This window comes from Parapedobacter sp. 2B3 (genome assembly GCF_041925275.1).
In the GTDB taxonomy this organism is placed as follows: domain Bacteria; phylum Bacteroidota; class Bacteroidia; order Sphingobacteriales; family Sphingobacteriaceae; genus Parapedobacter; species Parapedobacter pyrenivorans_A.
This window is the reverse complement of the sequence record NZ_JBHEUZ010000020.1, coordinates 62309-75653: the sequence shown is the minus strand read 5'-3', so window position 1 is coordinate 75653 and position 13345 is coordinate 62309. Positions and strand designations below refer to the sequence as shown.

Below are 13345 nucleotides of genomic sequence, written 5' to 3'. Positions count from 1 at the left end.
GCCTTTGGCTAACACTTCCTACTGCTAAGCGTGTTCGGGACTTGCACCCTAGAGTTATCGCCCATGCCGGGCGCACATAAAAAAAGCGCCACCGAAGTGACGCCTTTCCAGATACTAAAACAAACAGTTCATACTTACTAAGTAATTTACCGTTCTCTTCAAACCGCGCTGCAATCGGCACGGCTATATCATTGTCATTTATTTTGCCAAACCTTTTCTATAAGCGGCTGCCTCAATAACCACAATATTGTGCCAATGTGAGTTGTTTGCTTGGATGCAACGACCGAAAATGCTTATCAAACTGACGTTCAATTCATTTCAATAAGGCCAGCACAAATTGCACATATATGTTCAGTTTTGTTTCCATGGCAGCACCACCCATCCATTCCACACTCTGTGGAATAATTACACAACATATCCACCCGCCTTTCACGGCTTGCATATCAAAGGCAAGTTAACTAAGTTTGCGTGGTGAATGCGGCATTGGTAAATAAGAAATGGGGCGAACTGCAGGCGAGTACCGCAACGCAGTTTGAAATGGAAAAGCCCGATATGAAGGTCATGCTTTTCCTCATTGGTGTGCAAGAACTTGGAAAGGGCCCCCTGAAGTTCAATAAAAGGCAGAAAGAAGAATTAATGCATATCGCTACCTGCCGCCTCTTCAGCGCCATGGGGTTTTATGAGCTGGAGGGCCTCGACCAGGACGGGTGGCCGCACTGGCGCCTGGTTAAACCCATCCCCAATTACACGCTTCTGGAACAGGAGATGATTATGAAGTCACTGATTATCGATTATTTCGACGAAATATTTTCGTAACGGAGTAGGCTTTACACCGTAAGCACCAAGCGCAACGTATCGCATAAGGCTTACACATATAGTTATAACAAATGAAGAGAACCCTTCTTGTCACCTTACTGGTAGCTTTCCACACCCTGCTTCACGCGATACCTCCCCACAAATATGTCCGCATCATCACGGCCAAGGGGGAGTGCCTGTTAAAGTTATACGATGAGACACCGCTACACCGCGACAACTTCGTTAAGCTGGTACGCGAAGGATATTACGAAGACCTCATGTTCCATAGGGTCATCAACAACTTTATGATTCAAGGTGGCGACCCCAATTCGCGGTACGCTGCAGAAAGGCAGGAATTGGGCGAGGGTGGACCGGAATACACCATCCCGGCAGAATTTAACGACAGCCTGTTCCATAAGAAAGGTGCCATCGGTGCTGCCCGTGATAACAATCCACAGAAGGCATCCAGCGGGTCCCAATTCTATTTGGTGCAGGGGCGTACATTTAGCGATCGTGGGCTCGACAGTCTTGAACAAGGGCGGCTCGGTGGAAGGAAAATCCCCCCGTACCAGCGCGAAGTCTACAAAACACTCGGCGGCACACCACATCTCGACCAGAACTACTCCGTCTTCGGTGAGCTTATCTCAGGGATATCTGTTATCGATAGCATTGCCGCCGTAGCAACCGACGGTAACGACCGTCCTTTGGAAGACCAACGCATGAAAATGGAACTGCTCACGCGCCGCGAGAGCATTAATCTGGAACGCGAGCAAGCCGGACTGGAGCCTCGTGATAATATTTTCACGAAATTCCTGGATTTATTCAAACCGAAATATTAACCACCGGCCCCCAACACTCCCCCCTAAGCAGCGTTCGTCATGGTTCCTTCTTGCCAAACACGCGTTTGAAGAATCCGCCGGTCTTTTCGGAAGCCTTTTTGGCCTCTTCGGCTGCATTCATCAGCCGCTGTTCACGCTCAGCACTGATTCCAGCACATTCCTTGATGCCTTGAAGCAGGCTTTGCCAAAGCGTTTTAAAGAACGAATAGCTCTCGGGGCGTACGTAATTGATGCGTCCTGTATGGTATTTGCCGTTCGCATCGGGGTTGCTGTCATTGATAATGAAGCTATTGGCAAGGAAGGAAATCACCTTCTTCGATGACTGCTCTCCATTCTCGTCGTTGGTCAGCAAATTAAGCCGCATATTGTTGTAATCGAAACGCAGTGACCCGCGTGCCCGGTGGTCATCTGCTTTCACGTCAAAGCTCAGTCCTTTGATGTTGGCACTGGCCACCTCGGCATTCAGTAGCGGCGTGAGGATACGGTTAAAGTGCGTTCCGGTCATGGGGCCGAGCGTCCCTTTATAGGTATGGCCGCCGCGCTCGTCGAGCATATCGAAGGTAAATTCCACATCCAATTTGCCCGTGTCCATCATATACGATGTCAGATCGGCCGCCATCGTTTGGTCCTGCAATAGCGCCAAAGAATCGTTCGTCACGTTCCGAAACACACCGCTCGTGCGGTTAAAAGTAATTACCCCTTCTTTCTTGTACTTCCGGCTCACCTCCGCATAACTGATATCCACATTGTTCAGCAATACGGAATCGATTTTTATCGGCTGTTTCAGTTTGAGCAGCAGCTGGTGCGGTGACTTGCCGATTTTGTTGGTCGGCTTCTTCGGATAACGCAGGTCGTTGGCTATCGCTACCGTCCCACTATCAATGTGCAGACTTCCCGCATAGAGCTTCTGGTTACGGACAAAGCGTTGCAGATCGATGTTTTCGAGCCTGATGGTCGGAAAGGCAATCACCGCCATATCCTTCGCTTGCTGCTTGCGCTTAAAGTATTCCGCCTTGCTCATCCGCGGAGCATATTTGAGTCCCGAAAGCGTCAGCCGTTTGTCGAGCGTCGCGATCTGCAGCCGGTCGAAACTCACATAATAAAAGCTATCGGGGGTTTCATACCGCAGCCCCGGCATATCGATGTCGATCGCACGGGTATGATAGAACCGTGTGGTATCGAATTGCGACAGCGAATCGATAAGGATATCGCTCACCAGCACATTCAAGTTATGCAATTCGGTTTCGTTACTCGTGGAGTCTGTCTTTTTCGAAAATTTGAAGTGAATATCATTGAGTGCGATCCGTGACACGCCCACCTCGCGCAGGATATTAGATATCCGTTGATAGAGGGTACGTTCATCCCGTTCGGTGGTGACCGTATCATTATACGCATGGTATTTGCTCACCACGTGGATACTCGGCGTATCGATGACGATGTCGTCGATATGCAGCCTGCGTTCCGTAAGGATGCGGCGGGGATGGAACTGCCTAATCCGAAGGTTCGCAATACGAACGTTGTAAATGTTATCGGGTGCCTGCTGCAGGCGTTCCATTTGCGCATACCGGGCGGTATCGGCGGTGAGCCGGAGATTTTTGATGGAGGCGTTTCCTGTAATCAGGTTAAAATCCAGTCCATCGTAGGCGATAAGGTACAGGCTATCCGTGGAGTTTATAATGGCTTCCTTAAGTTGTGTATCCAATATCGGTTTCCAATGGCGGCTCAGATACCATGCACCAATCGTTATGACAATCAGCAGGGCGACGACGATACCGATTATCCATTTCCAGACAGGCTTCATAAAAAGTAAACGTTAGTTGCTATAATCCCTTTAGTTTTCTACTTGTTCATACTGACCGAGAAACAACAATTGGTTATGAATGTTTTCGTAAAGATATGGATTTGTGGTCGATTTCCCACAACAAGCATTTCGTGAGCGGTATCCATAAAAAAACGGAGAACCGCCTCTTTCGATTTGAATTCTCCGTTTTTAACCTTAATTACAACCGTAGCTGTAAATTAGGCACCAAGTTGAGTGTCTCTACTGGCATTGCCTCATGCGATTGCTAATGAAAGCAGTTGCAATTCGACTTTATGCAGCTTGTCAAGTACGCTGCGCTCCGTAGAGTTTCGCGCATTGAACAAACCCCCGATGCGAATGTACGGATTGGGCCTCTTGCTTTTGGCAGTTGGCGAATCTCCGTTCGGCATAAAACCTCCGGGAGCCAGTCCATCGCTAAAGTCATCCGATAACTGCAACCTTCCGGTTACTTGCCATCTTTGCGATGCTTCATTCGGGCTATGTTAAAGAACTCCGTCCTTGATATTACTAAGGTAATAACAAAAGCGTTTGAGTGCAAGAAAAAAGTGATTCGATTTATTAACACGTTCTCCACCTCTTTATCCCTAGTTATCAACAGCAGATGTAAGATATATTGTTGCTGTGGGGACTCATGATGCACATTTGCTCGATGTATCCACAATTTCATTCAGTAGCATTATCCACAACGGAGACTAATAAGCGCTGGCAACCTCCTCCTTTTTTCTGCGCGAAAACACCTCGCCTCCTATTCCGCTGATTAAAAAAACTGTATTTTTATCCCACCATTAGAAGGTATAAACTACGTTTAACCATGGCTGCAGTCCGCAAAATCTTTGTTTTGGATACATCCGTAATCCTCTATGACCATAATGCCCTTAACAATTTCCAGGAGCACGATGTGGCCATCCCCATACAGGTGCTGGAAGAACTCGATAATATGAAGGGCGGCAATGAAACGCGCAATTTCGAAGCACGGGGTTTCATCCGCCTTATCGACGAGCTCTCGGGCAAGAAGCTGATTGACCAGTGGGTTTACCTCAACGGGAAAACCAAGGGGCGGTTCCGGGTGGTGCTGCCGGGGGGCCAACAGTCAATGGATGCCGTTAAGATTTTTGGCAACGACAAATACGACCACCAGATCATCAACGCCGCCCTCATCTTGGTCAACGAGCATCCCGATAAAAAAGTGGTGCTGGTGTCTAAAGACATCTGCCTGCGGCTGAAGGCCAAGTCGCTTAACCTGCATGCCGAGGACTACGAGACCGGCAAGATCAAAAATGTGGAAGCGCTCTACACCGGCAAGACCATACACCGCAACGCCCCCCCTGCGCTGATGGATAACCTGCGGCTCAAAATGCCAGCCACGGCCGACGGCATCGCTATTGACCATGTGGGTGCCAATCAATTCTACGTGCTCAAGCAGCAGCGCAAAACCGTCCCTGCATTTTACCACAAAAGTACCCACACCCTCGTTCCCGTATCGAACACGATGGTATGCCGCATCAAGCCCCGTAACCAGGAGCAGGCCTTCGCGCTGCATGCCCTGTTAGACCCCACCATCCGGCTGGTCAGCATGCAGGGCAATGCCGGTACGGGCAAAACATTACTCGCCCTCGCCAGCGCATTGGAGCAACGCAAACACTACCGGCAAATTTACATCACCCGCCCCGTCATCCCGTTGAGCAATCGCGAAATTGGCTTCCTGCCCGGCGATGCGAAATCGAAAACAGACCCTTTCTTGGCGCCTATCTGGGATAACATCCGGTTTATCAAGGAGCAGTTTGCCGACGACCCTAAGATGGGCGAGAAAATCGACGAGCTCATTGCCACCGAAAAAATCGCGATTGCACCATTGGCATTTATCCGCGGCCGTACACTCACCAAGATATTCTTCATCGTGGATGAAGCGCAGAACCTTACGCCACACGAAATAAAAACCATCATCTCACGTGCCGGCGAGCACACCAAGATTGTTTTCACAGGCGATATCTACCAGATAGACACTCCATATCTTGACGCCGAGAGCAACGGCCTTTCCTACCTCATTGAGCATGTGAAAGACCACCCGCTATATGCGCATATTACCCTGCAGAAGGGCGAACGCAGCGAATTGGCTAACTTGGCAAATGATTTGCTTTGACCACTCCTACATCGTGGCGATGCGCCACGCTTTCGGATAGTAATTGTTGATGCGGTTGGGGAGCACCTTCATCCAACCCAAAGCGGCACCGTCGTAGCTGGCAACGGCCCAACCCCGTAGCCCGCGCCCGTTGATGGAAGGGGCAAGATTACCCTTACGCAGGTATTCCAATGCCTCCTCCTTCGTCAGTGCCAACGTGGGAATGTCCGTACGGCGCACCAAGCTTAATGCCAAATCGTGTGCGGGGATAAGGTCGCCATTGGCCATCCAACCTACATATGTACCCGCATTACGCAGGTACAGCATATTGCGGAGCACGTGCAGATGGGCCTCCCACTGCTTGGGGAGGATGTGGATATCTTCGCCAATGGTAAACGTGAAATATTCATCGGCGCGGGCCACCCACTTGCCCAAAGCCGGAACAGCAGTCCGCTCCGATTTCGGTTTACGGCGCTCAAATGTAGGCTGTTTGCCAACCTTACGGAAAGCAGCGAGAAAAAACCCCTCGCCGCGCAGCTTATGTGGATAGAACCGATAGCCTGGACAGGCATGCTTATCCGACAGCGTCTGCTCAATCCCCCATTCGGCCGCAACGGGCAGGGACAACGGCATCAACCCTTGTGTATCGCATAGCCAATCGGCTATCTGTTCGTTCTCTTCTGCAGAGTACGAACAGGTGGAGTACAGCAGCACACCCCCCTCTTTGAGTGCAGGCACGCTCATCGCAAGAATACGTTGCTGGCGCTCGCAGCATAGCTGTACGGCCGCTTCTGACCATGCATTCACTGCTTCATGGTCTTTATGGAACATGCCTGAGCCAGAGCACGGCGCATCCACCAGCATAAAGTCGACATACCCCGGCAGGTGGCCAAAGGCTGAAGGGTCATTACAGGAAACCACCGTGTTGGGCTGGCCCCAACGCACCAGGTTATCTACCAATGTAGTGGCCCGTGTTTTGATAAGCTCATTGGCAATAAGCAGGCTATCGGCATGGAGGTAGCTGTTCAGCAACGTGCTCTTCCCCCCGGGGGCGGCACAGAGATCCAACGCCACCAAGGGTTGCCGATCCAACCCCAACGCCTTAATGGCATGGGCTACAAACATGGAAGAAGCCTCTTGCACGTAATAGCTACCCGCATGAAACAGCGGATCGAGCGTGAAGACAGGCCGTTCGGCGAGGTAATAACCCATATCACACCACGGCACCGGATCAGCAGCCATGGCTCCCGTGGCTTTCCACTTGGCCGGGTTGATCCGGATGGCCGTAAAACCACCTTCCTGTGCGTGCACAGCTTCGAATGCTGCCGTATCAAACCCCGCCGAATTACCCAATCGGCGTACCAAGGCGGGTGGGAGGATGTTACTCATGGGCCGTAAAGTTACGGATTCGATAAAAAAATGCTGCAAAAGATTTGCTGCCCTGGTGATGTACGGGTTTGAAGATATACCGATTTACGTGTATTTTTGCTCCATCAGGAAAAGAACATGGGTATCAACACGGACAACTACAAGCACCTCGACATCGTCGTATCCGGCCAGGTTCAGGGCGTATATTTCCGGCTCACCACGAAAGCCGTTGCCGACCAGCTGGGGGTGAAGGGCACTGCACGGAACAAGCCCGACGGCACGGTAGCCATCGAGGCCGAAGGCGACGCCTTTGCCCTTGATGCCTTCCTGGAATGGTGCCATGAAGGCCCGGAAAAGGCGGTAGTGGAAAAAGTAGTTGCCATTGAAGGCGAAATGAAAAACTATCGTAACTTTGAGGTCATCAAGAAGTCGCGTGGCTGATCTTAAGTGTTAAACGTTGTCTGTACTTAGAAAATTCGCTGGACAAACTGCCATCTACGGGCTGAGCACCATCGTGGCCCGGCTGATTAATTTCCTGCTTACACCGCTATTCGTTCGCAAATTCTCCCCTTCCGTATACGGCATCTTTACCAACATGTACAGTTGGGCAGCCATGATACAGGCCGTCCTCGCTTTCGGCATGGAAACCACCTTTTTCCGCTTCCTGCAAAAGCACGAAGATAAAGCCCGGGTATTGAACAACAGCTTTTTTGTTGTGTTGGTCACCTCCATTTTGTTTTTGTGTGTAGTCTTTTCCGGCACCACCGATATTGCCACTTGGCTGAACAATGGTCAATACGACAGCGATTATGCGATGTATGTCCGTTTCTTTGCTGTTTTTCTGGTTGCTGATGCCTTGGCCGTCATTCCCTTTGCACAGCTACGCGCACAGGGGCGGGCCATGCGGTTTGCCTGGCTCAAACTGACCAACGTGGTCACGCTCGTTGTGCTCAATCTATTTTTTATCTTTTGCATTCCCTGGCTTTTGGTCCACATCCCACAGACGACACCCTATATCGAGGGGTGGTACCGACCGGGCTGGCTGGGCTACGTATTTATCGCCAACCTCGGTGCCAGCCTGCTGGTGCTAATGCTCCTCCTGCCCGAATTAATGAAAATCCGGTTACAACCCGACCGAGCCTTGCTACGCGAGATGTTTGCATACAGCTTCCCCATACTCATTGCTAACATCTCGTTCATTATCAACGAGTACCTCGACAAACTGATGATTCCCAAGTTGATCACCGGAGAACGGGGTATTTCCGACAATGGCATCTATGGTGCGGTGTCCAAAATTGCCGTGTTCTTGAGCATTGCAATCCAAGCCTTCCGGCTGGGTGCAGAGCCGTTCTTTTTCAGCTACGCCAAAAATGAAAACGCCCGGCGAGTTTATGCACTCATTATGGACTATTTCGTCATTGCCATGGTATTGGTGATGGTCGGGATTTCTGTCAACATCGAATGGCTTAAGTATTTCATCGAGGGTGAAGAAGCCGAGCAGAAGGAATTGTACTGGTCGGGTCTACACATCTTACCCATCCTGTTGCTCAATTACGTGCTACTAGGCATATATATGAACCTATCGATATGGTATAAACTGACCGACCAGACCCGGTTTGGGCTATATATCTCTGGTATAGGTGCCATCGTAACCATTGTACTCAACGTGATCTTCATTCCCCGGTACAGCTATGTCGGCGCCGTTTGGGTGACGACCCTTGCCTATGGCATCATGGTGATACTATCCTACCTTTGGGGGCAGCAACGATACCCCATCCCTTACCGCGTGGGGAAAAACGGTGCGTACATCCTTACCGGTGTCATCATCTCCTGGCTTACGTTCGACATGTTCGACCGGCACCTTATCATCGGGAATTTACTTTTCGCCGCTTTCGCACTCGTGGCCGGTCTCATTGAGCGAAAAACGCTCATGGCTATATTGAAAAAACAGGACAGATAGGTTCAGGCGACTTCGAGTTCGAACTGGTCATTGATTTCGTCGAGCACGGCCTCGATATCGGCAACTTCCATCAACGATACCAGCTTCATACGGTACTCTTTGAAGTGGGGAATGCCTTTAAAGTAGTTAGCATAATGGCGGCGCATCTCGAAAATACCGGTCTTCTCGCCTTTCCATTCAAGCGATTTCTGGAGATGTGTACGGCACACAGCCACCCGCTCGGCAATGGTAGGGCCGGGCAGGTACTCACCGGTCTGGAAAAAATGCTTGATCTCGCGGAATATCCAGGGATAGCCGATGGATGCCCGACCAATCATGATGCCATCCACCTCATACTCCATGCGCCATGTCGCCGCTTTCTCCACGCTGTCCACGTCGCCATTACCGAATATGGGGATGCGGATACGAGGATTTCGCTTAATCTCACGGATGAGGTGCCAATCGGCTTGTCCCTTGTACATCTGCGAACGTGTCCGGCCGTGGATGCTCAGTGCCTGTATTCCCACATCTTGCAAGCGTTCAGCCACTTCATACACATTCTTGGTATTGTCATCCCAACCCAAGCGGGTCTTCACCGTCACGGGCAGATGGGTGGATTCCACCACAGCTTTGGTCATGGCCGTCATCTTATCGATATCCTGGAGCAAACTCGCTCCGGCTCCCCGGCAAGCAACGTTTTTCACCGGGCAGCCGTAGTTGATGTCGATCAGGTCAGGTCCGACCTGTGAGGCAATTTCGGTGGCCTCTCGCATGGTGTCGATGTCGCTGCCGAAAATCTGGATGCCGATGGGCCGCTCGTATTCGAAGATATCGAGCTTCTGGCGGCTTTTGGCGGCATCGCGGATAAGGCCCTCGGAAGAAATAAACTCGGTATACATCATGTCTACTCCATTTTGCTTGCACACAAAGCGGAACGGCGGATCACTCACGTCTTCCATGGGTGCCAAAAGCAAGGGGAACGCCCCCAAATCGATATTTCCGATGCTCACAGACATGTGTAGTACAATGTAAACCGGATGCAAAGATAAGGAAAATCAGTAGTTTGTTGGCAAATAAAGGGCTACCTTTGCGCCCATGAGTAATGACGACAAACCGCGCCTGGCCATTGACATGGATGAGGTGCTTGCAGATACCCACCAAAAATTTCTGAGCCTTTATCACCGCGACCACGGAATAGCGATGGACCTCCACCAAGCGCCCGGCAAGGAGCTGCATGAGAATCTACCGGAGCACCTCATGGGGCAATGGAAAATATACATCAACGAGAAAGGCTTCTTCAGGGATATCCCCCCGATGGCAGACGCCATTGAGACCGTAAAAGCACTCCGGTCCCGCTACGAGGTTTACGTGGTATCCGCTGCCATGGAATTCCGAAACTCATTGGAAGATAAATACGATTGGCTGGGCGAATATTTTCCGTTCATCCCTTGGACGAATATCCTGTTTACCGGCGATAAAATCATATCGGCGGATATACTCATTGATGATCGCATCAAGAACCTAGCTCCTTTCAACGGGCGTAGGCTGCTTTACACCTCGCCACATAACACACTCATCACCGGCTACGAGCGTGTAAACAACTGGAAGGAAGTCGCTGAATTGTTACGTTAGGTTGCCTAAACCATACGCATAGCCATCGGTCTTACGTTCATATAAATTAATTTTACGCAAAGATTATGAAAAAAGGCTTTTTAGTGATGACCATGCTGCTGATGGTAGCAGGACATTCCTTCGCCCAAGAACGTGGGCGCGGCTTCGGCAACCCTGAAGAAAATGCTAAACGGATAAGTGAGCAATTGGCGGAAGAGCTTAAGCTCTCTGCTACGCAGAAGGATTCCGTCTACACGTATTCGCTCGCACAAAGCAAGGCAATGCAACAAGTATTTCAAAACAACAGAAACGGAGATAGACAGCAAATGGGAGAAAAAATGCGAGAATTAAGGACACAGACCGATGAAAAAATCCTCGCTGTATTGGATAGCAACCAAAAAAAGGCATACACGAAACTAATGGAGGAACGGGCAAACCGGATGAGGCAGGGTGGTAGCCGACGTGGTGGAGGTGATAGGTAATAATTGAAGAAAAAAAGGCGGGCCACTGTTGATCAGCGGCCCGCCTTTTTTATGGTTAACCAGCTTTCAATTCACTATTAGCTGGTCTTCAGTTTTTTCTGGATGTCTTGCACGTAGGCCTTAAACTTCTTGTCCGTTTCAATCAGATCTTCTACCGTTTGGCAGGCATAGATCACCGTGGAATGGTCCCTGCCACCAAAAAAAGCGCCGATAGACTTCAACGACGTTTTGGTATGGTTTTTTGCCAAATACATCGAAATCTGCCGTGCTTGCACGATTTCCCGTTTCCGTAACTTCGACTTGACCATCTCCACCGGCACCTCAAAATAATCGCATACCAGCTTCTGGATATAATCCATGGATATCTCCTTGTGCGTATTTTTGATGAAGTTCTTCAGCATGGACTTGGCCAAGTTGAGATCGATCTCTTTTTTATTGAGTGTCGCCTGTGCCAATAGCGACACCATCGCCCCTTCCAATTCACGCACACTGTTGTCTATCTGGTTAGCTACGTATTCAATCACGTTGTCTGGCAGCTCGATACCATCTGAATACATCTTTTTCTTGAGGATGGCCATGCGGGTTTCCAGATCGGGCACCTGCATATCGGCCGAAAGGCCCCACTTAAATCGGCTCAATAAGCGCTCTTCCAGCCCGGCAAGGTCCTTGGGTGGTTTGTCTGATGTAAGGATAATCTGCTTGCTCGATTGATGGAGGTGGTTGAAAATATGGAAAAATATATCCTGTGTACGTTCCTTACCAGCAAAATTATGTACATCGTCCATGATGATGACGTCCATTGCCTGGTAAAAGTTGACAAAATCGTTGATGGTATTGTTTTTAAGGGAGTCGACAAATTGCTGGCAGAACTTCTCGCATGATACGTAGATTACCAGCTTGTCAGGCAGGTTACGTTTGATTTCGTTGCCGATGGCTTGTGCCAAATGCGTTTTACCAAGCCCCACGCCCCCATATATCATCAGCGGGTTGAACGAAGTGCCTCCCGGCTTGCTTGCCACCGCAAAACCTGCAGACCGTGCCAACCGATTGCATTCACCCTCAATGAAATTGTCAAATGTATAATGCTGGTTCAACTGGGGGTCGACCTGTAGTTTCTTAAGACCCGGGATGACGAAGGGGTTTTTGATATCCTTATTGAGCGCTACGGGTATAGGAATGGATTGCTTCTTCGCTTCCGCACCATTACCGCTTGAGGGGATATTCGTAGTATATGGATTACTGGTTGACGATTTTTCTACAACAATATTATATTCCAGCCGGCCATTTTCGCCGAGGTGCTTCTTAATTGTCTTGCGCAGCAAGCCCACATAATGCTCTTCCAGCCATTCATAAAAAAACAAACTCGGTACTTGAATAGTCAAAACGTTACCTTCCAACCGTACAGCCTTAACGGGCTCAAACCAGGTCTTATAACTTTGTGCTGGAATATTATCTTTGATGATTTGCAGACAGCTATCCCATACACTCGTGCTCGTTTTTTCCATTCGTTAAATCTTAATAAGTTGATATCCAATAAATGACCGGAAAAATGTTGATAACTTCTCCGTGAAACGAAGGTGGCAAAAAAAAACCACCTAAAAAATTAAAAAATAAAATATCGGCTATCTATCTTACCATCAATAAATTAGGCGTGTTTTTTCACAAAACACATTGGTCAAGCCCACAGAGTCAAAATTTCTCAACATCGGCAGTTCCCGACGGATTGGAGTGTTAAAGTCAAGTGAAATTTAAGCAAAGTTGTTGTAAAAAACGATAAAAAAAGCTGCCGGTTAGGCCACACTAATCCGCCGGCGCCTGGCCGCCACAATCCAGTCGGCCGCCAACACAACAATCAGTATCAATAGGCCCATCACTTCACGGGTTTCCTCTATCCATGGTTTGTCGGCTTTCATCGATTGCACCAGATCTTTCGCTTCATGGTGAAGCGCCCAATCCAGCACGTTATGTTTGAAGATAAGGAAGTACACCACAAAGCCGAGGTAAACCACAATGCCCGATGCGTAAGCCCAAATGAGGTATCGGCCACGTGCTGCCATAAAACATGCCCACGCGCCAAAGCCGTATAAGACTATCCACAAGAGCGGGTCCACATCGTTATATTGCAAACCGGCACTGATCAAAAACAGGACGCAAAAGATAATATTAAAAGCTTTCATGGAAATACGTGTTTGAATAGACCAAAGATAAAAAAAATCATCTTTTTTAAAACCCTTTCCACGCAAGTGTGTTTTCTTACTAAACGATGTGCCGGGAGTGCTTGAGTCTATCAGGCTGAGATTACATCCCCGAACCTGATCTGGATAATTCCAGCGCAGGAAAAGCACACCAGTACGACGGAAGTTGTACAAA

At 49.3% G+C, this 13345-nt stretch carries 12 protein-coding genes and 1 riboswitch; of the genes, 7 read left to right on the top strand and 5 right to left on the bottom strand.

Annotation, left to right across the window (positions count from 1 at the left end; translation table 11 throughout):
* The first annotated feature begins 471 nt into the window (after positions 1 to 471).
* Positions 472 to 816 (top strand): hypothetical protein, encoded by a 345-nt coding sequence (locus ACEVG1_RS18355; RefSeq protein WP_374745187.1) that lies wholly within the window; start codon positions 472 to 474, stop codon positions 814 to 816.
* 71 nt (positions 817 to 887) lie between these two features.
* A complete protein-coding gene (locus ACEVG1_RS18350) occupies positions 888 to 1634 on the top strand; it encodes a peptidylprolyl isomerase (protein ID WP_374745186.1) in 747 nt (248 codons plus the stop codon).
* A 37-nt stretch (positions 1635 to 1671) separates the two neighbouring features.
* On the opposite strand, the gene ACEVG1_RS18345 is transcribed toward ACEVG1_RS18350, so the two are convergent.
* Entirely contained in the window at positions 1672 to 3435 is a 1764-nt protein-coding gene (locus ACEVG1_RS18345; RefSeq protein ID WP_374745185.1) for a hypothetical protein, read from the bottom strand.
* 832 nt (positions 3436 to 4267) lie between these two features.
* Between ACEVG1_RS18345 and ACEVG1_RS18340 the strand changes: the two genes are divergently transcribed.
* Complete coding sequence (locus ACEVG1_RS18340; protein WP_374745184.1) at positions 4268 to 5596, top strand: PhoH family protein; 1329 nt, start codon at positions 4268 to 4270, stop codon at positions 5594 to 5596.
* Positions 5597 to 5602: 6 nt separating this feature from the next.
* Here ACEVG1_RS18340 and ACEVG1_RS18335 read toward each other — a convergent pair whose 3' ends face one another.
* Positions 5603 to 6964: an RNA methyltransferase gene (locus tag ACEVG1_RS18335; RefSeq protein WP_374745183.1), complete on the bottom strand. Its 1362-nt coding sequence runs from the start codon at positions 6962 to 6964 to the stop codon at positions 5603 to 5605.
* 117 nt (positions 6965 to 7081) lie between these two features.
* On the opposite strand from ACEVG1_RS18335, the gene ACEVG1_RS18330 reads away from it, so the two are divergent.
* Positions 7082 to 7384, top strand: a complete 303-nt coding sequence (locus tag ACEVG1_RS18330) for an acylphosphatase (protein ID WP_374745182.1) — start codon at positions 7082 to 7084, stop codon at positions 7382 to 7384.
* Between the two features lie 16 nt (positions 7385 to 7400).
* Positions 7401 to 8903, top strand: coding sequence for a lipopolysaccharide biosynthesis protein (locus ACEVG1_RS18325; RefSeq protein ID WP_374745181.1), 1503 nt, complete (start codon positions 7401 to 7403; stop codon positions 8901 to 8903).
* A 2-nt stretch (positions 8904 to 8905) separates the two neighbouring features.
* Here the strand turns inward: ACEVG1_RS18325 and dusB are convergent, their stop codons facing one another.
* On the bottom strand, positions 8906 to 9898 hold the full coding sequence (gene dusB / locus ACEVG1_RS18320) for a tRNA dihydrouridine synthase DusB (RefSeq protein WP_374745180.1): 993 nt from the start codon (positions 9896 to 9898) through the stop codon (positions 8906 to 8908).
* Between the two features lie 79 nt (positions 9899 to 9977).
* Here dusB and ACEVG1_RS18315 point away from each other — a divergent pair, with 79 nt between their 5' ends.
* Positions 9978 to 10514, top strand: coding sequence for a 5'(3')-deoxyribonucleotidase (locus ACEVG1_RS18315; RefSeq protein WP_374745179.1), 537 nt, complete (start codon positions 9978 to 9980; stop codon positions 10512 to 10514).
* Positions 10515 to 10579: 65 nt separating this feature from the next.
* Positions 10580 to 10975, top strand: a complete 396-nt coding sequence (locus tag ACEVG1_RS18310) for a hypothetical protein (RefSeq protein ID WP_374745178.1) — start codon at positions 10580 to 10582, stop codon at positions 10973 to 10975.
* Between the two features lie 77 nt (positions 10976 to 11052).
* Here ACEVG1_RS18310 and dnaA read toward each other — a convergent pair whose 3' ends face one another.
* Positions 11053 to 12480, bottom strand: a complete 1428-nt coding sequence (gene dnaA / locus ACEVG1_RS18305) for a chromosomal replication initiator protein DnaA (protein WP_374745177.1) — start codon at positions 12478 to 12480, stop codon at positions 11053 to 11055.
* Positions 12481 to 12765: 285 nt separating this feature from the next.
* Entirely contained in the window at positions 12766 to 13152 is a 387-nt protein-coding gene (locus tag ACEVG1_RS18300) for a transmembrane 220 family protein (RefSeq protein ID WP_374745176.1), read from the bottom strand.
* Between the two features lie 83 nt (positions 13153 to 13235).
* Positions 13236 to 13332: riboswitch (TPP riboswitch) on the top strand.
* Positions 13333 to 13345 lie beyond the last annotated feature (13 nt).